General features: G+C 65.9%; 20 protein-coding genes. 5 read left to right on the forward strand and 15 right to left on the reverse strand.

Annotated elements, in window-relative coordinates; genetic code table 11:
* Nucleotides 1-98 precede the first annotated feature (98 nt).
* The 7 genes from CAG00_RS17935 to CAG00_RS17965 all read right to left on the reverse strand — a co-directional run bounded on the left by CAG00_RS17935 (nucleotide 99) and on the right by CAG00_RS17965 (nucleotide 7,623).
* Entirely contained in the window at nucleotides 99-365 is a 267-nt protein-coding gene (locus tag CAG00_RS17935) for a hypothetical protein (protein WP_085664955.1), read from the reverse strand.
* Between the two features lie 426 nt (nucleotides 366-791).
* Nucleotides 792-2,426 carry a BatD family protein gene (locus CAG00_RS17940; protein ID WP_085664956.1) on the reverse strand — a complete coding sequence of 545 codons (1,635 nt, stop codon included), beginning with the start codon at nucleotides 2,424-2,426 and terminating at the stop codon, nucleotides 792-794.
* On the reverse strand, nucleotides 2,423-4,141 hold the full coding sequence (locus tag CAG00_RS17945; protein WP_085664957.1) for a tetratricopeptide repeat protein: 1,719 nt from the start codon (nucleotides 4,139-4,141) through the stop codon (nucleotides 2,423-2,425). Before CAG00_RS17945 ends, CAG00_RS17940 begins: the two co-directional genes overlap by 4 nt.
* Nucleotides 4,138-5,214 (reverse strand): VWA domain-containing protein, encoded by a 1,077-nt coding sequence (locus tag CAG00_RS17950; protein WP_015269460.1) that lies wholly within the window; start codon nucleotides 5,212-5,214, stop codon nucleotides 4,138-4,140. The genes CAG00_RS17945 and CAG00_RS17950 overlap by 4 nt, the downstream gene beginning before the upstream one ends.
* Nucleotides 5,207-5,701, reverse strand: coding sequence for a DUF4381 domain-containing protein (locus tag CAG00_RS17955; RefSeq protein ID WP_015269461.1), 495 nt, complete (start codon nucleotides 5,699-5,701; stop codon nucleotides 5,207-5,209). Before CAG00_RS17955 ends, CAG00_RS17950 begins: the two co-directional genes overlap by 8 nt.
* 13 nt (nucleotides 5,702-5,714) lie before the next feature.
* Nucleotides 5,715-6,659, reverse strand: coding sequence for a DUF58 domain-containing protein (locus CAG00_RS17960; RefSeq protein WP_041506176.1), 945 nt, complete (start codon nucleotides 6,657-6,659; stop codon nucleotides 5,715-5,717).
* Nucleotides 6,660-6,663: 4 nt separating this feature from the next.
* A complete protein-coding gene (locus CAG00_RS17965) occupies nucleotides 6,664-7,623 on the reverse strand; it encodes a MoxR family ATPase (RefSeq protein WP_013971644.1) in 960 nt (319 codons plus the stop codon).
* Between the two features lie 231 nt (nucleotides 7,624-7,854).
* On the opposite strand from CAG00_RS17965, the gene CAG00_RS17970 reads away from it, so the two are divergent.
* On the forward strand, nucleotides 7,855-9,162 hold the full coding sequence (locus CAG00_RS17970; RefSeq protein WP_085664958.1) for a DUF2235 domain-containing protein: 1,308 nt from the start codon (nucleotides 7,855-7,857) through the stop codon (nucleotides 9,160-9,162).
* Nucleotides 9,163-9,293: 131 nt separating this feature from the next.
* On the opposite strand, the gene CAG00_RS17975 is transcribed toward CAG00_RS17970, so the two are convergent.
* The 3 genes from CAG00_RS17975 to CAG00_RS17985 form a co-directional block, all read right to left on the reverse strand.
* Complete coding sequence (locus CAG00_RS17975) at nucleotides 9,294-10,187, reverse strand: dihydrodipicolinate synthase family protein (protein WP_085664959.1); 894 nt, start codon at nucleotides 10,185-10,187, stop codon at nucleotides 9,294-9,296.
* 44 nt (nucleotides 10,188-10,231) lie between these two features.
* Nucleotides 10,232-11,014, reverse strand: coding sequence for an aldolase (locus tag CAG00_RS17980; RefSeq protein ID WP_085664960.1), 783 nt, complete (start codon nucleotides 11,012-11,014; stop codon nucleotides 10,232-10,234).
* Nucleotides 11,015-11,236: 222 nt separating this feature from the next.
* Nucleotides 11,237-12,097 carry a CAP domain-containing protein gene (locus tag CAG00_RS17985; protein WP_085664961.1) on the reverse strand — a complete coding sequence of 287 codons (861 nt, stop codon included), beginning with the start codon at nucleotides 12,095-12,097 and terminating at the stop codon, nucleotides 11,237-11,239.
* 143 nt (nucleotides 12,098-12,240) lie between these two features.
* Between CAG00_RS17985 and CAG00_RS17990 the strand changes: the two genes are divergently transcribed.
* A complete protein-coding gene (locus tag CAG00_RS17990; protein ID WP_015269483.1) occupies nucleotides 12,241-12,537 on the forward strand; it encodes a DUF3144 domain-containing protein in 297 nt (98 codons plus the stop codon).
* Between the two features lie 158 nt (nucleotides 12,538-12,695).
* On the opposite strand, the gene soxR is transcribed toward CAG00_RS17990, so the two are convergent.
* Nucleotides 12,696-13,151: a redox-sensitive transcriptional activator SoxR gene (gene soxR / locus CAG00_RS17995; RefSeq protein WP_085589276.1), complete on the reverse strand. Its 456-nt coding sequence runs from the start codon at nucleotides 13,149-13,151 to the stop codon at nucleotides 12,696-12,698.
* Nucleotides 13,152-13,236: 85 nt separating this feature from the next.
* On the opposite strand from soxR, the gene CAG00_RS18000 reads away from it, so the two are divergent.
* Together CAG00_RS18000 and CAG00_RS18005 are read left to right on the forward strand one after the other, a co-directional pair.
* Nucleotides 13,237-14,334 (forward strand): efflux RND transporter periplasmic adaptor subunit, encoded by a 1,098-nt coding sequence (locus CAG00_RS18000; protein ID WP_085664962.1) that lies wholly within the window; start codon nucleotides 13,237-13,239, stop codon nucleotides 14,332-14,334.
* Complete coding sequence (locus CAG00_RS18005) at nucleotides 14,331-17,411, forward strand: MexW/MexI family multidrug efflux RND transporter permease subunit (RefSeq protein ID WP_085664963.1); 3,081 nt, start codon at nucleotides 14,331-14,333, stop codon at nucleotides 17,409-17,411. The genes CAG00_RS18000 and CAG00_RS18005 overlap by 4 nt, the downstream gene beginning before the upstream one ends.
* A gap of 188 nt (nucleotides 17,412-17,599) precedes the next feature.
* On the opposite strand, the gene CAG00_RS18015 is transcribed toward CAG00_RS18005, so the two are convergent.
* The 3 genes from CAG00_RS18015 to lysA all read right to left on the reverse strand — a co-directional run bounded on the left by CAG00_RS18015 (nucleotide 17,600) and on the right by lysA (nucleotide 20,316).
* Nucleotides 17,600-18,337: a GntR family transcriptional regulator gene (locus tag CAG00_RS18015; protein ID WP_085664964.1), complete on the reverse strand. Its 738-nt coding sequence runs from the start codon at nucleotides 18,335-18,337 to the stop codon at nucleotides 17,600-17,602.
* Nucleotides 18,338-18,395: 58 nt separating this feature from the next.
* Complete coding sequence (locus CAG00_RS18020; RefSeq protein WP_039614895.1) at nucleotides 18,396-18,839, reverse strand: acetyltransferase; 444 nt, start codon at nucleotides 18,837-18,839, stop codon at nucleotides 18,396-18,398.
* Nucleotides 18,840-19,083: 244 nt separating this feature from the next.
* The gene (gene lysA, locus CAG00_RS18025) at nucleotides 19,084-20,316 is read right to left on the reverse strand and encodes a diaminopimelate decarboxylase (RefSeq protein WP_085589290.1); all 1,233 of its coding nucleotides are present in this window, start codon (nucleotides 20,314-20,316) and stop codon (nucleotides 19,084-19,086) included.
* 124 nt (nucleotides 20,317-20,440) lie between these two features.
* On the opposite strand from lysA, the gene CAG00_RS18030 reads away from it, so the two are divergent.
* Entirely contained in the window at nucleotides 20,441-21,346 is a 906-nt protein-coding gene (locus tag CAG00_RS18030; protein ID WP_025338281.1) for a LysR family transcriptional regulator, read from the forward strand.
* Between the two features lie 164 nt (nucleotides 21,347-21,510).
* Here CAG00_RS18030 and CAG00_RS18035 read toward each other — a convergent pair whose 3' ends face one another.
* The gene (locus CAG00_RS18035) at nucleotides 21,511-21,864 is read right to left on the reverse strand and encodes a hypothetical protein (RefSeq protein ID WP_013971664.1); all 354 of its coding nucleotides are present in this window, start codon (nucleotides 21,862-21,864) and stop codon (nucleotides 21,511-21,513) included.
* Nucleotides 21,865-22,110: the final 246 nt, after the last annotated feature.

A 22,110-nucleotide genomic window follows, 5' to 3' on the forward strand; every position in this document is an offset into this window, starting at 1 on the left:
GATTTTGCGGTGATGCGAAGATCCTGGGGGCGCTTTGCGCCCCTTTCGCGACACAAGGCCGCTCCTACAGGGGCCGCGCTTGTCTTGGGGCTGTGTAGTCAGTGCAGGGTGATATCCCCGGTTTGCCGGTGCAACAGCAACTCGGCCAGGGCCTTGGTCATCTGTACGTGATGCACCGCGTTGACCAGCATGTTGATGCCGGGCTCGCCGGCATTGGCGCAGATGTATTCGTCCAGCGAGTCTTCGATGCCGGCCATCAGCTGGAGGGTGTGGATCAGGGCGTCAACCGAGGGTGTGTCCTGGTTGATGGTGTAGAAGGGGCGGGCCGTTAGTTTTACGGGTGGATCGGGGACGATCTTTTTCATGATTCAAACCCTTTGCTTGATCAGAGAATGCCACCACCGCAACCTTCTCACGGGTTTAGGTGGCAGCCGTGCGCGGGGTGAGAAACCGAGGAAGCAAAGGAAAACTCGGCCAGACTGAAGTCTGCCCGCGCGCGGCCGCCATGAAAGCTGGCGGAAATTTGCTTATCGTCGGGTTCTCACACCCGGTCACCGAAGCGACCCGGAAACGTTATCCGTGAGGTGTTTCCCCGACAACAGCGATAGTTCGGCAGCGCGCGTAGGATAATTCCTAAGCGGGTTGATTCTGAAGCATTGGGTTGCAGGTTCAGAAATATCTTACGGTGGCACCGGCTACGCCGGTGTTCGCGGGTGAACCCGCTCCCACAGGTACTGCGCAAGGTTTGTGGGAGCGGGTTTACCCGCGAAGAGGCCTGCACAGGCAGCACATCACTTGGGATAGAGCGGCGGCAGGCTGCCGTTCTCGCCGGTCGGCAGCAATACCTGCTCAGCCGGCGGAATCGTACCGATCGCCCGCCACAAGTCTTCACCCTGCCAATACTGCCCGCTCTCGCTATACAGCGCCCCGTTCAACCCATCCAGTGCATCCGACAACGGCACGAACCGCGCCGCCATCTCGGCCAGGGTCTCCGGCTGCTGGCGAGCCCAGGCGTCCAGCGCCTGGCGGGTTGCCTGTGGGTCGTTGGCCTGGCACGCGCGCTTGAGATCATCCAGCAAGGTACGCGGGCTCGGCCCGGCCTGCGCGGCGCGCAGCACCGCTGGCTGCGAGCGGGCGCGCCACCACAGGGCAAAGCCCAGCAAGGTGGTGAGGGCGAACACCAGGGTGGCCAGCTGCCACGGCCACAGCAAGCTGCTGGTACTGCTGCTGTCGCCAACCGGGGTGTCGGCGCTCAGCGCCGGGTTGTCCTGCACGTTCAGCGTGCGCGCCGGCAGGCTGCTGTGCTCCAGGTGGTCTTCGCGGGTGTTCCACCAGGCCACTTCCAGCGCCGGCAGGGCCAGCGTACCGCTGTGGGTCGGCACCAGGGCTTCGCGCTCTTCGCGGTTGGCGGTCATGCCGCGCTCGCTGATTTCATTGCGCAGCAACGGCTGGTCGGGGTAACGGCGCAGGCCGGTGATTTCGGTGGCTGGCAGCGGCGGCAGCTGGGTGCTGGACAAGCCTTCGGCACGCAAGGTGATGTTGCGGGTCAGCGAGTCGCCAATCTGCACCTGCTGGTTGCCAGGGTCGGGGTTCCAGTGCTCTTCCAGGGTCAGGCTGCGGGCCGGTAGCCATGGCACGCCAGCAGGCCAGGCCGCCGGAATCGGCCGCACGGCCAGGCGCAATGGCAGCGAGCTGACCTGCACCTGGTGGCCGGCCCGGGCCGTGCCGTTGGCTTGTGGGGCTTGGTCCGGGCTGGCGGCGGCGGTGGCGGTGAAGGTCAGTGGCGGGATGTCGAGGGTGCCGCTTTGCTGGGCATACACGGCATAGCGGGTTTCGATCACGCCGTGGCGGACGCCGTTGATTTCCTTTTCATAGGTGCGCGATTCACCCAGCGGTTCGACTTTGGCGTTCTCCAGTTGCAGTGGGCTGAGGCTGCTGTCGTCGTACAGTGCCACCGAATGGTAGATGCGCAGGGTGAGCACGGCCTGGGCCTGGACGTAGACCTCGCTGCTGTCGAGCGTGGCTTCGATGAACACCTGCGAGGCACTGTCCTGGCGGCTGGCATCGGCCTGCAGCACTTGCAGTTCGATGGCCTGGCTGTGCGACTGGCCCAGTTGCAGTTCGGGGATGCGCAGGCTGCCGCTGCGCCGCGGCAGCAGGGTGATGATCCAGCGGGTGCTGGCGCGGGTTTCGCCGTCGAGGCTGTGCAGGCTGTTCAGCTGGCGCGTGCCGCGCACTTCGAAGTCACCCTCCAGCGCGCGCAGGTCGGGCTTGCCGAACTGGGTGACGTCCTGGCTTTCCAGGGTCAGCTCCAGGCTTTCGCCGGCTTCCAGGCGGGTACGGTCGACGCTGGCGCGCAGCAACGGTTCGGCCTGGGCCAGCACGGCCCACAGCAGACTGAGGAGAAAGACGCCGAAGCGACTCATCGTGGGGTTTCCTGATGCAATTGCTGTTCATACCAGAATTTGCGCCGCAGCAGCTCCGCCGGGTTGTCGGGGATCTCCCGCAGCCATTGTTCAAGGGCCTGGCGCTGTTCGGCATCGAGGCTGGTCGATACCGGACGCTGCGGCGGCTGGATGACGCTGTCATCCGCGCCCGCCTGGTTGCCGGGCGCTACCTGGCTGTTGCTGCTGCCTTCACCGGGCTGTTCGGCGCTGGCTTGTTCGTCGTTGCCGGCCGTACCCTGGGCCGGGCTGCTGGCCGAGCTGCTGTTGCCTTCGGTTTCGCTGCCGGGCGTGCCTTGGGCATCGCTGCTGGCTGGTTGTTCCTCGGCCTTGGCTTCGCGCTGTTGCAGCAGTTGCTGCACCAGTGCCTGGTTGTCCAGCGCCGCTTGCAGGTCGGGCTGGCGTTCCAGGGCTTGTTCGTAGGCGTCCAGGGCTGCTTCCAGTTCACCGCTATGGGCCAGGGCATTGCCTCGATTGTAGTGGGCGGCGGCAGTGTCGCCTTGGGAAAAGGCTTCGGCGGCGCCAGCATAGTCGCCCGCCTGGTACAGGGCCATGCCGCGCCATTGCGGGTCCTGGAACTGGCGCGCGGCGCTGGCCGGGCGGTTCTGCTCCAGCAGGCGCTGGCCTTGCTGGTCGGGGCGCAGCCACAGGTCACTGAACTCGAAGGCCTGGCTGGGCTGGGGCAGGGCCAGCAGCAGCGGCAGGCAGAACAGCCAGCCGCGTCGGCCGGCACAGGCGGCCAGCAGCAACAGCGGCAGCAGCAGCCAGTAACCCTGATCGGCCCAGCTGTCCAGTTGCAGGGTCTGGCCGTCATTGCGCCCGGCGCGCGGGTTGTCGAACAGGCCCAGGCCACGCAGGTCGAGGTCGTCGATGCGGGCATGCCGGTAGCGCCCGCCGGTGCCGTTGATGAAGCCCTTGAGGCTGGCGCTGTCCAGGCGTGGCAACAGGATGCCGCCCTGGTCGTCCTTGAGGTATTCGCCATTGGCCTGGCGCACCGGTGCGCCTTCGCGGCTGCCGATGCCCAGCATCAGCAGGCTCGGGCCCTGGCGGCCGAGGGCCTGGGCGATGCCTTGGCGCTCCGGGGCGCTGAGCGACGAGCCGACCAGCAGCAGGCGGCCCTGGCCCAGGCCGCTCTGGGCCAGCAGGGCCAGGCCTTTTTGCACGGCCAGGTCGGCGCGCTGGCCGGGTTTGGGCATGATCGACGGGTCGATCGCCTCGAGCAGGTTGCGGCTGGTGGCCAGGTCATCGGACAGTGGCACCAGGGTGTGCGCGGAGCCAGCGTAGACCACCAGCGCAGTCTGGCTGTCGCGGCGGTGCTCCAGCAGGTCGAGGATCTTGCGCCGCGCCTGCTCCAGGCGGTTGGGCGGGCTGTCCTCGGCGAGCATCTGCGGGGTCAGTTCGAGCAGGATCACCAGCGGGTCGGCCGGGCGCTGGCGGCTTTCTTCCACGCGCTGCCAACTGGGCCCGAGCAGCGCCAGGATCACCAGCACCCAGGCCAGGCCCAGCGCCACCCACGGCAGCTTGCTGGTGCTGCCGCTGCCACCGCCGAGCAGGACGCCATGGAACGCCGGCGGCAGAATCATCTGCCAGCGCCCGGCGCGCTTGCGCCGGTGCCACAGTTTGTACAGCAGCCAGGCGAGCAGGGGCACGGCCAGCAGCCAGAGCGGGCGCAACCATTCGGGCCACAGTTCGATCATCGCCGCCTCCTCAGGCGCAGGCGCTTCAGGCGCTGGCGCCATTCCGGGTGCGGTTGCAGGAAGCGCGGCTTGCGCAGCAGGCGGTGCAGCAGGTTGTCGGGCCATTGCACGGCCAGCACCAGCAGCACGCTCAGCAGCAAGGCCAGGGCCAGGGGCCAGGCATACAGGGCCTTGGCAGTGCGCGCCTGGGTCGGTTGCTGGGCCACCGGTTCGAGCTGGTCGAGGGTGTCGCCGATGGCGTCCAGTTCGGCGCCGTCATGGGCGCGGAAGTAGGTGCCGTGGGTGATGTCGGCAATTTCCTTGAGCGAGGCTTCGTCCAGGTCCAGGCTCGGGTTCAGGCCGAGCAGGCCAGGGGTACCACTGGCTTCGGGGTTGGCACCGATGCCGATGGTGTAGATGCGCACGCCTTCCTGGGCGGCCAGGCGGGCGGCGGTCAGCGGGTGGATCTGCCCGCCGTTGTTGGCGCCGTCGGTGATCAGCACCAGCACCCGGCTTTGTGCCGGGCGTTGACGCAGGCGCTTGACCGCCAGGCCAATGGCATCGCCAATGGCGGTGTTCTTGCCGGCGATGCCGATCTGCGCCTCGTCGAGGAAGGTGCGCACGGTGCGCCGGTCGAAAGTGAGCGGCGCCTGCAGGTAAGCCTGGCTGCCGAACAGGATCAGGCCCACGCGGTCGCCCTCGCGGTCCTGCAGGAAGTCGCCGAGCAGCGCCTTGACCAGGTCGAGGCGGCTGATTTCTTCGTTCTGCCACTGCATGTCGGGGAAGTCCATCGACCCGGACACATCCACCGCCACCAGCAGGTCGCGGCCGCTGGCAGCCACTGGCACCGGCTCGCCCAACCATTGCGGGCGGGCGGCGGCGCACAGCAGCAACAGCCAGATGACGACAAAGGGCGCCTGCTGGCGCCAGGTCGGCAGGTTGAGCCGCGCGCGGCGCCCGGCCAGGCCTTCCAGTTCGTCGAGGAAGCCCACCTTGAGCACCGGTTCGCCGCTGTCGGCGGCCGGCAGCACCAGGCGCGCCAGCCACGGCAGCGGCAACAGGGCGAAGACCCACGGCCAGGCCAGTTCAAACATGCTTGCGAATCCAGGTTTCGACGGCTTGGCTGAGCCCGGCGATGGCCTTGTCGTCGAGCTTGCACTCGGGTTTGTAGGCGCCTTCGACCAGCACCATCCAGCGGGTCAGGCCGGCGGCCGGGCAGCGGTTGTCGAGAAACGCCAGCCACTGGCGGCCGTTGAGGGTATGGCTGTTGGCACCCGGGTAGTGGCTGCGGCACAGGCGCTTGAGCAGGGCGTTGATCTGTTGCAGCCAGGCCCCGGCCGGGGCGCCGTCGTAGGGGCGCGGCAGGCGCGCCAGTTCGGCCAGCGCTTCCACGCGCACCGGGTCCAAGGGTTGTTCGGCACGCACGATGCGGCGTTTGCCCGGGCGCCAGTGGCGCACCCGCCACAGGCCCCAGGCCAGCAGCGGCAGCACGGCCAGCAGCAGCCACCAGCCGGGTGCCGGTGGCCACAGGCCGATCGGCGCGGGGGCGATCAGCGGCTGCAGTTGGTCAAGCGGGTTCATTGGCCGCTGCTCTTCATGACGCGCTCCGTGGCCGCTGGGCGTTCAGGTACTCGCGCAGTTGCTCGATCATTTCGCTTTGGGTGCTAAGTGGCATCAGCAGCACCCGCAGCTTTTGCGCCATCAGCTCCCAGCGCTCGATGCGCGCTTCGGCCTGCTGGCGGTAGGCCTGGCGCAGGTTGGCGTCCAGGGTGTCGAGCTCCAGCTGCGCACTGCGCTGGGCGAAGCGCAGCAGGCCGGCGGCGGGCAGGGCGTGGTCGAGCGGGTCGGACACCGGCATCAGCAGCAGGTCGCAATGGCGCGAGAGCATGGCCAGGTGCTGCTCCACCTGGGCAGTGAGCGAGCGCTCATCGCAGATCACGATGGCCAGGCTGCCGGGGCGCAGCACTTCGCGGGCGCGGCGCAGGGCCAGGCCCAGGCTGTCGGCCCCGGGCGTGGCCTCGGTGTGCAGCGCCTGGTTGACCTTGGCCAGGCGGTTGAGCAGTTGCAGCAGGCTCTGCTTGCTGCGCCGGGGCTTGATTTCGTGGTGTTCGTTGTCGCCGAACACCAACCCGCCGATGCGGTCGTTGTGGCCCAGCGCGGCCCAGCCGAACAGCGCGGCGGCCTGGGCGGCCAGCACCGACTTGAACATCAGCCCCGAGCCGAAGAACAGCCGTTGGCTCTGCTCGACGAGGATGAAGATGGGCCGTTCGCGCTCTTCGTGGAACAGCTTGGTGTGCGGTTCCTGGGTACGCGCGGTGACCCGCCAGTCGATGTTGCGCACATCGTCGCCGGCCTGGTAAACGCGCACCTGGTCGAAGTCCACGCCGCGCCCGCGAAGCTTGGAGTGGTGCAGGCCCACCAGCGGGCTGCGCTGGCCGGGCCGGGAAAACAGCTGGATTTCGCGCACGCGGTGGCGCATGTCGATCAGCTCGGCAAGGCCGATGCGGATGCCGGGTTCGGCCAGCGACGCGGTGGGCATGGGCTCAGGCAACGGCGACGACGTCGAGGATGCGCTGGACCACGCGGTCCTGGTCGATCCCTGCCGCCTCGGCCTCGAACGAGAGGATGATGCGGTGGCGCAGTACGTCGAACAGCACCGCCTGGATGTCTTCGGGGCTGACGAAATCGCGCCCGGCCAGCCAGGCGTGGGCGCGCGCGCAGCGGTCCAGCGAAATGGAACCACGCGGGCTGGCGCCGTAGGCGATCCAGTCGGCCAGTTCGGCGTCGAACTTGGCTGGGGTGCGGGTGGCCATCACCAGTTGCACCAGGTATTCCTCCACCGCGTCGGCCATGTACAGGCCGAGGATCTCCTTGCGGGCGGCGAAGATCGCCTGCTGGCTGACCCGGCGCTCGGGCTTGGTCTCGCCGCCCAGGGCTTCACCACGGGCCTGCAACAGGATGCGCCGCTCTACCGCAGCGTCGGGGAAGCCGATTTTCACGTGCATCAGGAAGCGGTCGAGCTGGGCTTCGGGCAGCGGGTAGGTACCTTCCTGCTCGATCGGGTTCTGCGTTGCCATCACCAGGAACAGTGGCGACAGGTCGTAGGTGCTGCGGCCCACGCTGACCTGGCGCTCGGCCATGGCTTCGAGCAGTGCGGACTGTACCTTGGCCGGGGCGCGGTTGATTTCGTCGGCCAGCACCAGGTTGTGGAAGATCGGCCCCTGCTGGAACACGAAGCTGCCGGTTTCCGGGCGGTAGATTTCGGTGCCGGTGATGTCGGCCGGGAGCAGGTCGGGGGTGAACTGAATGCGATGGAACTGCGCCTCGATGCCTTCGGCGAGCTCTTTGATGGCCTTGGTCTTGGCCAGGCCCGGCGCGCCTTCGACCAGCATGTGGCCGTCGGCCAGGAGCACGATCAACAGCCGCTCGACCAGTTTCTCCTGGCCTAGGATCTGGGAAGAAAGAAAGGTGCGCAGCGCGATCAGCGCTTCACGGTGTTCCATCGGTGACGGTTCCTGGTATGGGGCCGCAGGCGGCTGGAAGCAGCTGCCCTGGCAAGGGGTGATACTTTAATCCATCCGGGGGGGTGGCGACCAATGGCGGCAGGGAAATTTATCCTTGCCCGGGGCCATGCAGGTCCGGAAATGTCCTGCATATGGCTGGCCATTGGCTGATGTTCCGCGGCGGTGTGCTGGCGCCTGCTTGTGCTTTTTGTACAAGCAGGAGGCAGGACAATGGGTCTGAACAGCTGTAGCACTGCACGCATCACGCCGGTCACTCTGCGTTTTGGCGTGTTCTTCGATGGCACCGGTAACAACCTGAACAATGTGATGCCGGTGGATTCACCGGTGGGTAAAGGGGGCAGTTATGCCAATGCCTTGAGCAACGTGGCCCTGTTGCATGCGCTGTATCCGGTGCAGGGGGCCAATGCTGACGGGACCATGGCGTTTCTGAAGCGCTATGTCGAGGGCGTGGGCACCCTGGCGGGGGAGGCGGATCATGCCTATGCCTCGGCCACCGGGTGTGGGCGCTGGGGGGCCGAGGCGCGGGTCGCCGAGGCCTTGGCGGGCATTGCCGGGCAGTTGCAACACTGGGGCCAGGCGCACCCGCAGGCACGGCTCGAGCGGGTCGAGTTCGACCTGTTCGGTTTCAGCCGGGGCGCGGCGGCTGTGCGGCATCTGGCCAACCTGCTGCATGATGGCGGCGGCAGTCTGTTGGCGGTGTCCTGCGGCATCGTCATCAATTTCATCGGCCTGTTCGACACAGTGGCGGCGATCATCGCGCCGCTGCAGGGCGACTTCGACCCCGCCGACGACCGCCATGGTGGCTTGCGCCTGGGCCTGGGTGCGGGCATTGCCCGGCAAATGGTGCAGCTGGTGGCGGGGGACGAGCAGCGGCACAACTTCCCGCTGGTGCGCAGCGGCCATGACATCGTGTTGCCAGGCGTGCACTCGAACATTGGCGGTGGTTACCCGGATACCACGCAGGAGCAGGTGCTGCTGTGCAAACCGCATTCTCAGCGGGTGCCGCTGAGAATGCGCGTCGAGCACACGCGTGTGCATGCAACAGTCAGTGCGTTGCTGGCGTCGTCGTTTGGTGAAATGGGCGCGCCCAGGCCGCGTGTGCTGGCCTGGGAGGAGCCGATTGCCGGTGGCCTGCCTAGCGAGGCGCAAAAGCAGGTTTATGCGGCGGTGTACCGCGAGCGGGAAGTGGCGGGGCAGCTTTCCCGGGTGTACCTGAGCATCATGCGTGAGTTGGCGGTGCGGGCGGGTGTGCCGTTTGCGCCGTTGGGCGGGCAGGCTGAGCATCGGTTGCCGGAGGAGTTGCTGGGCATCAGCCGCAAGTTGCACGGGTTTGCCTTGGGTGAGAGTGAGCAGCCTGGGTTGACCGAGGATGAGCTGCGTTTGTTGCGCGACAGGTATGTGCATGCGTCGGCGAACTGGAATGCGTTGAAGGGGTTGCGTAACAGTGTGCTGGATGTGCTGTTCGTCGATCGGCCGGGGGCGGGGGGGCGGGTGAAGCATGCCAACCCGGTCGCGTGAGTCGTCTGTGGGCGTGGGTTTGCATGGCACCAGCTGCGCCGGTGTTCGCGGGTGAACCCGCTCCCACAGGTCCTGCGTCAACCCTGAGAGCGGCGCGATACCTGTGGGAGCGGTCTTGCGGCTGCGATGGGTCAGTCAGCCGCGCTCAGGGCGTCCAGCAGGCTCTTCAGGTACGCGCTGCCTTGCGCATCCAGCGGCTGCAGGGGCAGGCGTGGAGTGCCGACATCCTGGCCGAGCATCTTCAAGCCGGCCTTGATGGTGGTGGGCAGGCCACGGCGGGTGATGTATTCCAGCAGTTCGTACTGGCGGTAGAACAACGCGCGAGCTTCAGCCAGGTCGCCTTGCTGCACCGCGTCCCACAGCGCCAGGTTCAGCGCTGGGATCAGGTTGGGCGCGGCAGTGCACCAGCCGGTGGCACCGGCCACGAGGGCTTCCAGGGTGAGCGGGTTGCAACCGTTGTAGAAGGCCACCTGGCCATCGGTGGCCTTGAACAGGCGGTGCATGCGCTGGATGTCGCCGGTGCTTTCCTTGACCATCGTCACATTGGGCACTTCGCCGAGGATGCGCAGGATCAGCTCCACCGACAGGTCGGTGCCGCTGGTGCCCGGGTTGTTGTAGAGCATGATCGGAATGTCGATGGCCGCGCCCACCGCCTTGTAGTGGGCGACCACTTCGGCTTCGGTGAGCTTCCAGTAGGAGATGGGCAGCACCATCACCGCCGTGGCGCCGCAGGCCTGTGCCAGGCGGGCGCGCTGCACGGTGCGTGCGGTGGTCAGGTCGGAGACGCTGACCACGCTGGGCACGCGGCCGGCAATGCGTGCCAGGCTAAAGCGCACCACCGTTTCCCATTCGCTGTCGGACAGGTAGGCGCCTTCGCCGGTGCTGCCCAGTGGTGCGATGGCGTGCACGCCGTCTTCTATCAGGCGGTCGATGGACAGGCCCAGGGCATCCAGGTCGAGCGCGCCGTCTGCCGTGAAGGGAGTGATGGTGTAGCCGATAACGCCGCGAATTACAGGTGTAGACATAACCAGGCACCTCTGCCGTTGTTGGGGAAAGAGTACAGCTTCAGTCAGCCCAGGCAGTCGCCATGGGCACGCAAGGCACGGCGCGCGTAGTAGCTGAAGGCGGCACCATGACGTTTGGGGGTGGAGATCCAGTCGTGGGCTTCCTTGCCCAGGGCATCCGGGATGGGGCGAATTTCACCGGCGCCCATGGCTAGCAGCTGCATCTTTGCCGCGCGCTCGAACAGCATGGCAAGGACGCAGGCTTCCTCGATCGAGCGGCCGGCGATCAGCAAACCGTGGTGGGAAAGCAGGATCGCGCGCTTGTCGCCGATCGCCCTGGAGATGATTTCACCTTCTTCGTTGCCCACTGGTACGCCGGGCCATTCCTTGAGGAACGCGCAGTCGTCGAACAGCGGGCACAGGTCCATGTGCGAGATGGCCAGTGGCACTTCCAGCATCGACAGGGCGGCGCTGTGCAGTGGGTGGGTATGGATGATGCAGTTGACGTCGGGGCGTGCGCGGTACAGCCAGCTGTGGAAGCGGTTGGCCGGGTTGGCCATGCCGCGGCCTTGCAGCACGGTGAGGTCTTCGTCGACCACCAGCAGGTTGGAAGCGGCGATTTCGTCGAAGCCCAGGCCGAGTTGTTGCGTGTAGTAGGTGCCAGGCTGCTCGGCGCGGGCGGTGATCTGCCCGGCCAGGCCGGAATCGTGGCCGCCGTCGAACAGGATGCGGCAGGTGAGGGCGAGCTTTTGTCGAGAGGTATAGGTGTTGTCGGCCAGCGCCGTCAGCATCTGCTGCTGGGCGAGTTTGACGAGTTGGTCCTTGGGGGTCTGCATGGTGGTCGTCATGGGCGGTACCTGCATGGGGAAGGGCGATGGATTGCTGATCGGCGAGGACGCCGTCAGGACACAATTGCGATATTAATGACACAAAGTGTCATATGCAAGCGATGTGTCATCGCCAGCGCCAGTCATCTGAGACTGCGAGGGGGGAGGTATGGCGGGGTTGTCAGAGGTGGTGCAGGCAACGATCGGCAGGCCAGCCCTGGTCACAGGGCTGGCACGTGCCCTTCAAGGCGCGCCGAACAGCATCGTCCAGTAAACGCCGTTATCGCTACGCGAGTTCTCGGCAAAGGCCGCACCCACCTGGGTAAACATCGGGTTCATCAGGTTGGCGCAATGCCCGGGGCTGGCCAGCCAGCCGGCCATCGCCTTGCTCGGTGACCCCTGGCCTGCGGCAATGTTCTCGCCGATCTGTCGCCCACGGTAGCCGGCATCCCATGCCCGATCCGCGGGTAGATCACCATCGAGGTCGCGGTGCGCGAAGAAATTGTCGTTGGCCATCGCCCGGCTGTGGCGCTGCGCCGCCGTTCCCAGGGCGGTGTTCCAGGTCAACGGGCGTGCAGCGGCAAAGCGCTGGCGACCACACAGGCGCGGCTTCGCCCGCGCAGCGTTTACCTGTGCCAGCAACGCGTTGCTTGCCGATCGCCTATCGCCAAGCTGGGCATCGAGCAGGGGCCGAGCCAGCAGTACCCGCCATTCATTGCGTGAGCGACTCACACCGATATCGGCATATTGGCTATCGAGCAGGGCTGCGCAGTAGTCGCTGCGGAGCATGTCAAAGGCCTCCTCGGCATCTCGCGCGCCGACCAGGCGGATGGCCCGCACCTTCACCGCCTGATAACCCGCAGCCTTCAATCCTTCCCGCAAACCCCCGCCGTAGCCGACCGGCAACGCCAGTTTCGGTTTCAGCACCAGCGGCGTCGAGCCTCGGATCATGCGCCGCTCGCAGCGTTGTGGCTGGGTGCGATAGTCGTTGATGGCTGCCACCAGTTGCCTTTCCCCGCTGGCATGGGCGGGGTTGGCGAACAGGTGGAAAAAAGGGATGAGGCAGAGCGAGACAAAGGGGGAGCGACGGACTGCTTGGCGCATGGGGTGAGTGGCTCTGGTGAATGACGGCGGCAAGGCCGATTTGAGGGCTCGGCTAAGACTGTGCGGCTCAATACAGGTTCACGCGTACGGGGTACAATTTTTCGCGGGTACTCAACTTGAATGCTGCAACAAGGTAAACCGCAATGACACAAGCTACCGATCAGGCTTTTTACGACCGCGCGGATGCGCATATCGAACTGGCGAACCAGCAGATCGAGAAAATCGAAGACCTGGGCAAGGTCAGTGCCTCGCTGACCTTCGGCGCCTCGCGCTTCAATGCCTGGATGAGTGCCCGCAGTTTCAAGACCAGTGCCGAACTGGCTGCCGCGCGGGAAGAGTTGTTGAAGTATTTCTGCGAGCAGTACCGGATGATGCTCGAGGACAACCTGGACGAGCACATCGAGCATTTTGACCGGTATGTGCTGGGCAAAGGCGACTGAACCATGGGGGCGCGAACTCATGGAACTGCACAAGGCTCATTGAGTTAGCAGGGACCCTGTGGGAGCGGCTTTAGCCGCGAACACCGGCGCAGCCGGTGCCATGCACCGCGTTGGATTCTTCGCGGGTAAACCCGCTCCCACAACAGACCGCGCATGCCTTATCGGGTCTTCTTCTCCAGAATCCGCGCCCCGGTACCTTCCTTGCCCAGCACATCCTCGGGGTTGCGCAGCGGGCAATCTTCCAGCGACAGGCAGCCGCAGCCAATGCAGTTGTCCAGGCTGTCGCGCAACGCTTCCAGAGTACGAATGCGGGCGTTCAGGTCTTCGCGCCAGGCGGTCGACATCTCGCCCCATTGCGCTGCCGTGAGCTTGCTGTTGGGCGCATAGCGGCTGAAGGCCTGCTTGATCTCCTCAAGCGGAATACCCGTGCGCTGCGCCACCTTGATGATGGCCAGCGTGCGCAGCACCAGTGAAGGATAGCGGCGCTGGTTACCCGCCGTACGGACGCTGGCGATCAGCCCCTTGGTCTCGTAGAAGTGCAGCGCAGAAACCGCCACGCCGCTGCGTTTGGCCACTTCCCCTACCGTTAGCATCCGTGTGTTGTCCGCTGCCATGCCTGTTGACCTCAAGTTAACTCGAGCTCTTATAGTCCTGCCCGATCTTCCCCGCAACCGCTTTCCCTGATGATCGGAGCACTGCATGAACAAAAGGACGTTACTGGCCTGGGCTGGCGCTGTTGCAGGTGTGCTGGCCGCTGCCTGTGCATTGGTCGGCAGTGGCTCGGCGCCGCCGGCTGCGGCGGCATGGCCGGCGACCAAGGTGGCGCTGGCCACGGCCGAGCAAGTGCAGTTGGCACGGCAGAACTTTGCCTCGGGGGAGCTGGAGGCGGTCAACCAGGTACAGGTGGCGGCCGAGACGGCGGGGCGCATCACCCGCATCGCCTTCGAGTCGGGGCAATGGGTGAGTGCAGGGCAATTGCTGGTACAGCTGAACGATGCCCCGGAGCAGGCCCAGCGCGTGCAGTTGCGCGCCAGGCTGCGCAATGCCGAAGTGGTGCTGCAGCGCAGCCGCAAGCTGCGCGCGGTGAACGCCGTGTCACAGGAGCTGCTCGACAATGCGGCCACCGCCGTGGACGTGGCCAGCGGTGAGCTGCAGCATGTCGAGGCGCTGATCGCGCAGAAGGCAATACGCGCGCCGTTTGCCGGCAAGCTCGGCATTCGCCGGGTGCATCAGGGCCAGTACCTGAGCGCCGGTGAGACAATCGCCAGCCTGGCCGACATCAGCCAGCTGCACGTCAATTTTTCCCTGGGCGAACAAGCCGCCCCCGAAGTGCACGTGGGGCAAATGCTGGCGCTGACGGTGGATGCGGTGCGCGGGGAGGACTTCCAGGCCCGGGTGGTCGCGGTGGACCCGGTGGTGAGCAAGGCGCGCCTGGTGCAGGTGCAGGCGGCCTTGCCGAACCCGGGCGGGCAGTTGCAGCCGGGTATGTACGCCGGCGTGCGCCTGGATGCCGCGCAGCCGTCAAGCGTGCTGGCCGTGCCGGAAACCGCTATTACCTACACCGCCTACGGGCAGACGGTGTTCGTCGCTACCCGGGACCCGGAACAGGGCACCCGGGTCAGCCGGGTGCGGGTGACTACCGGTGAGCGCTGGCAGGGGCGGGTGGAGATCACCTCAGGCCTGGCGCCCGGTGACCAGGTGGTGGTTTCCGGCCAGTTGAAACTGAGCGACGGCATGTCGGTCGAGCCTGTGGCGCAAGACAGCCTGCAGGCCAGCCAGGGAGGGCGGCAATCGTGAAGTTCACTGACCTCTTTGTCCGCCGCCCGGTGCTGGCGCTGGTGGTCAGCAGCCTGATCATCCTGCTGGGGCTGTTTGCCATGGGCAAGCTGCCGATCCGCCAGTACCCGCTGCTGGAAACCTCTACCATCACCATCAGCACCGAGTACCCCGGCGCCTCTGCCGAGCTGATGCAAGGCTTCGTGACCCAGCCGATCACCCAGGCGGTGTCGTCGGTCGAGGGCATCGACTACCTGTCCTCGTCGTCGCAGCAGGGGCGCAGCTTGATCACCTTGCGCATGGTGCTCAACCGCGATTCGACCCAGGCGCTTGCCGAGACCATGGCCAAGGTCAACCAGGTGCGCTATCGCCTGCCGGAAAAGGCCTACGACCCGGTGGTGGAGCTGTCGGCAGGTGACTCCACGGCGGTGGCCTACGTGGGCTTTGCCAGCGAAACCTTGTCGATACCTGAACTGAGCGATTACCTGTCGCGGGTGGTGGAACCGCAGTTCTCCGGCATCGACGGTGTGGCCAAGGTGCAGTCGTTCGGCGGGCAGCGCCTGGCCATGCGCCTGTGGCTGGACAGCGAGCAGATGGCCGGGCGCGGGGTGACGGCCGCCGACGTGGCGCAGGCGGTGCGTGCCAACAACTACCAGGCGACGCCGGGGCAGGTGCGTGGGCAGTACGTGCTGGCCGATATCCAGGTGGACACCGACCTGACCCGGGTCGAGGACTTCCGCGAGCTGATCATCCGCAACGATGGCACCGACCTGGTGCGCCTGCGCGATGTCGGCACCGTCGAGCTGAGCGCGGCGGCCACCCAGACCAGCGCCACCATGGACGGCAAGCCCGCCGTGCACCTGGGGCTGTTCCCCACCCCGACCGGCAACCCGCTGGTGATCGTCGAGGGTATTCGCCAGCTGCTGCCGCAGATCCGCCAGACCCTGCCACCCGGGGTGGAGGTGGCGCTGGCCTACGAGACCGCACGCTTCATCGATGCCTCGATCGACGAGGTGCTGCGCACCCTGGTGGAGGCCATGTTGATCGTGGTGCTGGTCATCTGGCTGTGCCTGGGTTCGCTGCGCAGCGTGGTGATCGCGGTGGTGGCCATCCCGCTGTCGATGCTCGGTGCGGCGGGCCTGATGCTGCTGTTCGGCTTCAGCCTGAACCTGCTGACTTTGCTGGCGATGGTGCTGGCAATCGGCCTGGTGGTAGACGATGCCATCGTGGTGGTGGAGAACGTGCACCGCCATATCGAAGAGGGCAAGTCGCCGGTTGCCGCGGCACTGGCCGGGGCGCGGGAGATCGCCGGGCCGGTGATCGCCATGACCCTGACCCTTGCCGCCGTATACGCGCCGATCGGCTTGATGGGCGGGTTGACCGGCACGCTGTTCCGTGAGTTTGCCCTGACCCTGGCGGGGGCGGTGATCGTTTCCGGCATCGTTGCGCTCACCCTGTCGCCGGTGATGAGCTCGCTGTTGTTGCAACCCGGCCAGCAGCATGGCGCCATGGCCAACATGGCCGACCGCCTGTTCGGCATGCTGACCGGGGCCTATGGGCGAGTACTTGCCTACACCCTGTCGCATCGCTGGATCAGTGGTGGTGTGGCGCTTCTGGTGTGCCTGAGCCTGCCTTGGCTGTACCTGCTGCCGCAGCGCGAACTGGCCCCGCCCGAGGACCAGGCGGCGGTGCTGACGGCCATCAAGTCGCCGCAGCATGCCAGCCTGGATTATGTGGAGCGCTTTGCCCTGAAGCTGGACCAGGTGATGAAGTCCCTCGCCGAAACCACCGACACCTGGATCATCAACGGCACCGACGGCCCGGCCGCCAGTTTCGGCGGCATCAACCTCAGCGCCTGGCAGGCCCGCGAGCGTTCCGCCGCGCAGGTGCAGGCGCAGTTGCAGCAGGCCGTGGCGGACATTGAAGGCAGCAGCATCTTCGCCTTTCAGGTGGCCTCGCTGCCGGGCTCCAGCGGTGGTTTGCCGGTGCAGATGGTGTTGCGCAGCGCACAGGACTACCCCGAGCTGTACCAGACCATGGAGATGATCAAGCAGCGCGCCCGCGACAGCGGCCTGTTCAGCGTGGTGGACAGCGACCTCGACTACAACAACCCGGTGGTCAAGGTGCGCATCGACCGCGCCAAGGCGGCCAGCCTGGGCATCAGTATGCAGGCCATCGGCGAGTCGCTGGGCGTGCTGGTGGGCGAACAGTACCTCAACCGCTTCGCCCTGTTCGGGCGCTCCTACGACGTGATCCCGCAAAGCATCCAGGACCAGCGTCTGACGCCGGCGGCGCTGAACCGCCAGTACGTGCGCGCCGAAAACGGCAGCCTGGTACCGCTGGCCACGGTGGTGCACCTGGACATCGAAGTGGCGCCCAACCGCTTGCTGCAGTTCGACCAGCAGAACGCCAGTACCCTGCAGGCGATCCCGGCGCCCGGTGTGTCGATGGGGAATGCCGTGGCATTTCTCGAACAGCTTGCCGCCGAACTGCCACCTGGCTTCAGCCATGACTGGCAATCGGAGTCGCGTCAGTACGTGCAAGAGGGCTTTGCCCTGATGTGGGCGTTTCTCGCCGCCCTGGTGGTGATCTACCTGGTGCTGGCTGCGCAGTACGAAAGCCTGGTGGACCCGCTGATCATCCTGGTGACCGTGCCGCTGTCGATCTGCGGTGCGTTGCTGCCGCTGGCGCTGGGCTGGGCCACGCTGAACATCTACACGCAGATCGGCCTGGTGACCCTGATCGGCCTGATCAGCAAGCACGGCATCCTGATGGTGGAGTTCGCCAACGAGATCCAGGTGCGTGACAACCTCGACCGTGCCGCCGCCATCGTCCGCGCCGCGCAGATACGCCTGCGGCCGGTGCTGATGACCACGGCGGCGATGACCTTCGGCGTGCTGCCGCTGCTGTTCGCCAGCGGCGCCGGGGCCAACAGCCGCTTTGGCCTGGGGGTGGTGATCGTGTGCGGGATGCTGGTGGGGACCTTGTTTACCTTGTTTGTGCTGCCGACGATCTATGCCTTGCTGGCGCGCGATCATCGGGTGACCACGGTGCGGGGACAGCAGTTGGCGGAGGCTGAGCGGGTGTTGGACATGTGAGGTAAACCTGGCCACATGCGCGATCCCTGTAGGAGCGGCCTTGTGTCGCGATAGGGCTGCGCCGCAGCCCCGGCAATTTGTGCACCTGCGCGGAAATCCTGGGGCTGCTGCGCAGCCCTATCGCGACACAAGGCCGCTCCTACAGGGATCGCGCAAGTTTTGGGATATCGAGCATGGCGCTGGTTTGATCAGCCAGGCGACCGATCCCGGCGCATCTGGGTAACCAGGGTAAAGCGATCATCCGGGTGCACCGTCTCGGACACCGCCATCAGGTCGCCGTTTTCCTCGCGGTAATGGCGAATGATCTTCAGCCCCGGCGCGCCTGCCTCGGCCTTCAGCACCCGGGCCATTTCCGCGGTCAGCAACACTGCCCGCACCTGCTGGTCGACCACCGCGATCGCCCGGCCATAGTGTTGCTCGATCAGCCCCGCAATCAGTTGGTCGGGGTGCTCGCGGGCCAACTCGATGACCTCGGCATAGTCGCGCTGCGCATACACATCGGTCCAGCACAGCGGCGCCGCTTTGTGCACGCGGTCGACACGGATGCTCGACACGCAGAAGTAGTGCTCGCCCGGTACCAGCCCCAGCCGCGCCGCCTCGCTCAGGTCGGCGACGAAGTGGCGCACGTCCTGGATTTCCCGTTGCTGGGTTTCCGCCAGGTGTGCCAGGTCCGCCACGCTGGCCAGTGACTGCGAGTAGCCACCGCGCGGGCTGCTGGCCTCCACCCGGGTACCCACGCGCTTGCGCCGCGATACCAGCCCTTGGTTGAGCAACTGGTTGATCGCCGCGCGCACCGTGTGTCGGCTCACATCGTACAGGTCGCACAGCTCGAACTCGGTCGGCAGCAGGCTGCCCACCGGGTAGCGGCCGCTGGCGATGCCTTCCATCAAGTCCTTGGCCACGGTGCTATAGCGCGTCGGGTTCATGCCTTTGGTCTGTCTCGCAAATTTGTAACAGCGGCGGGGCGCAATGCGGCCCCGGAAATCAAGCCTGTGCGGGCAGGCTCATATGCAGCAAGGGGAACGGCCGGCCTTCGCCATCCAGCGGTGAGCGGCCGGTCTGGATGAAACCGTAATGCCGGTAGAACCCCACCGCCTGCGGGTTCTGCTCGTTGACATCGACGCTCATCACGTTGTGCTTCTGGCGGCCGAAGTCCAGCAGCGCGCGGCCTATGCCCTGGCCATGGCGCTCGGGGGCGACGAAGAGCATTTCCACGTGGTTGCCATTGAAACCGATGAAGCCCAGCGGGCGGTCTTCGGTGTCAACCGCGACCCAGAGCTCGACGGCCAGGAGGTAGACGTCGCGCAATTGCGGCAGCAGCGCGTCGATGTCGGACGCTTGCAGAAAGTGGTGCGTGGCGCGCACGGCGCGCAGCCAGATATCGAGCAGTTGCGGGTGGTCTGCAGCGATGCTTTGGCGAATGATCATGGAGTCATGCCTGGGGAGACCGGGAGGAAAAAAGGGTACCCGGATTGTGTAGGGCGGGGCAATGGACGGTGGGGCAGGGCATCAGCTGATGTGTTGCCCGGGCCGGCCCTTTCGCGGGTAAACCCGCTCCCACAAGTACGGCACTGCCCTCGAGCCCGGCGCCGTACCTGTGGGAGCGGGTTTACCCGCGAACATGGGCGAAGCCCGTGCCATCGATGGGCTCGACTGCAATCCACGTCGATAGTTAGAAGCCTGCCTCCAGGCCCAGCAGGTCCTGCACCGTCTGCCTGCGGCGAATCATCCGTAGCGCTCCATCCTCGATCAGGAACTCCGGCAGCAACGGCCGGCTGTTGTAGTTCGACGACATCGACGCGCCATAGGCCCCGGCGTCGTGGATCACCAGCAGGTCCCCCACCTGCGCCTGGGGCAGGTCGTGCGGGGTCAGTTCCTGATCATCCTGGGTAAACACATCACCCGACTCGCACAGCGGCCCGGCCACCACGGTCGGCTGCCGTGGGCGGTCAACCGGCTGGCCGTCGGCGTCGAGCAGGGTCATACGGTGGTAGGCCCCGTACATCGCCGGGCGCATCAGGTCGTTGAAACCGGCGTCGATCATGACGAAGGTGTTGCGGCCCACCTGCTTCACGGCGCGTACCTCGGCCACCAGGTAGCCCGATTCCGCCACCAGGAAGCGCCCCGGCTCGATCTCCATGCGCACGGGGTGGCCCAACATCGCTTCGATTTCCTTGCGGGCCACGGCCCAGGTCCGGGCGTAGCGTTGCAGGTCGACCGGCTTGTCGCTGCTGCGGTACGGGGTGGAAAGGCCGCCGCCAATGGAGAACGCCTCGATGTCCACGCCCAGGCGGCCGATCAGCTCGATCATCGAGCGCGCCACTTGCTCCAGATGCTGGTAGTCCACCCCCGAGCCGATGTGCATGTGCACCCCTACCAGGTGCAGGCCATGGGTTTTCACGCAGGCCAGCGCTTCGCCCAGCTCTTCGTGCCAGATGCCGTGCTTGCTGTTCTCGCCGCCGGTGTTGGTCTTGCGGCTGTGGCCATGGCCGAAGCCGGGGTTGATGCGGATCCAAACGCGGTGGCCGGGCGAGCGCTCACCCAGTTGGCGCAGCATGTCGATGGAACCGGCGTTGACTTCGATCTTCGAGGCCACCACCCGCTCCAGGGTCGGCCGGTCCAGCGCGTCGCAGGTCAGCACCACGCCGGCAGGGTCGCCATCCACGCTGGCGCCCGCGGCAAAGGCCCGTTCCATTTCGCCCAGCGACACTGCGTCCAGCACCAGGCCGTGGGCGCGCATCAGGCGCAGCACATGCAGGTTGGGGTTGGCCTTCTGGGCGAAGCGCACGGTGTCGAACACCTTCAGCTGTTCGACACGCTCGGCGATGGTGCCGGCGTCGTAGGCCCACAGCGGCGAGCCGTGCTGGCGGACAGCCTCGGCCAGAAGAGTGAAGGGTGCAGTCATGGCGGCGCTACTCATATAAGGAAGGCCACGAGGATGAGCCAAAGCAGGAATTCAGAAAAATAGCTATTTTTCTGTCAGCCATTCATATCTGATATGACCATTGCCGACTTGCCAGGTGTTGCCCGTGAAACTGTCCGTCCGCCATATCGAAGTGTTCCGCGCCATCATGGCCGCTGGCAGCGTCACCGGTGCGGCGCGCCTGCTGTTTACCTCGCAGCCCACCGTCAGCCGTGAGCTGGCGCGGCTGGAGCAGGTAACCGGGCTGAACCTGTTCGAGCGCGAAGGTGGCCGCCTGGTGGCGACGGCCCAGGCGCTGCTGTTGATCGAGGAGGTTGAGCGGGCCTACGTAGGGCTGGAGCGCATCGACCGCTTTGCCCAGGCTATCCGCAATTTCGAGCAGGGCCGGCTGGCCATTACCTGCCTGCCACTGTTTTCCCAGACCTTGCTGCCCAAGGCTTGCCAGCGCTTTCACCAGCAGCACCGGGGCGTGAGCGTGAGTATCCTGGCGCAGGAGTCGCCGTTGCTGGAGGAGTCGCTGGTTGCCCAGCAGCACGACCTGGGCCTGACCGAGGTAGAACAGATACCGCGTGGCGCCTACGGCGAATTACTGTTCAGCGCCAACATGGTGTGCGTGCTGCCCGACGGGCACCCGTTGCAGGCCAGGGCCGAGCTGGAGCTGAGCGACTTCCACGAGGTCGACTTCATCAACCTGGCCAGCCTGGACACCTACCGGCAGCGCCTGGACCAGCACTTTCGCGCGGCAGGGGTGAACCGCCGCACGGTCATCGAGACCACCAGTGCTGCCTCGGTGTGCGCCATGGTCAGGCAGGGCCTGGGGGTGGCGATCATCAACCCGCTGAGCGGGCTGGAGGCGGCGCAGGGCGGGTTGCCGATCCGGCGGTTGCGGGTGTCGGTGCCGTACCAGGTGATGCTGATCAGGCCGGACCACCGGCCGGCGTCGGCGGCGGTGGAGCCGTTTTGCCAGGCGTTGCGGCAACAGGCCCAAGAGATGCAGGCGGCACTGATCTGAAGCCTGGCGCGGCCTTTGTAGGAGCGGCCTTGTGTCGCGATGGGCCGCAACGCGGCCCCAGAATCTCGGCGTCACGGCATACATTGCTGGGGCCGCGTTGCGGCCCATCGCGACACAAGGCCGCTCCTACAGGGATCGCGCAAGCGTTTGGATTGCTGTATGGCTCAGAGTTCGCAGACGAAGGTGCCGGTCCCGGCCAGGATGTTCTCCAGGGTTTCCTTCACTTCATCCATGTCACTCAACTCGCTGGTCAGGTTGATCTCCAGCACTTCATCCCCCTTCAGCGCATCCCGGTCGCCGGCCGCCACTTCGATCAGCAGGCGCTTGGCGCTCAGGGTCACTTTCAGGCCATCCAGCGTCGACGGCTCGTCATCCAGGGTCAGGTCGACGGTGTCTTCGTCCGGGTAGCGGGTCAGCAGGAACATCTGACCCTTGTCGCTGTGGCAGCACAGGGTCGCCATGTTGTCTTCCTCGTCATCGCAAGGGGTGGCGAACAGCAGGGCAGTATTGATTTGCATGGACAAGGCTCGGATCAAAGGAAACGGAAGGGAATTCTGACAGTCTTGCCGACAGGCATAAACGTAAAGTTACCCCCCCTTGACCGAAATTGTCGCAGCGCTGCAAGCCTTGATGACCGATCAGTCGTTAAGCTTCGGCGAGCCCTGGACGTGCCTGCGCACGTTCAACGCCTGGTTTTACCGTCCGCCTTGCCACGGGTTGGCTATCGTTGATCCGTACACGGCGCACGCAGCGACGCTTCAATT

It is taken from the genome of Pseudomonas sp. B5(2017) (assembly GCF_002112825.1).
In the GTDB taxonomy this organism is placed as follows: Bacteria; Pseudomonadota; Gammaproteobacteria; order Pseudomonadales; family Pseudomonadaceae; genus Aquipseudomonas; species Aquipseudomonas putida_Z.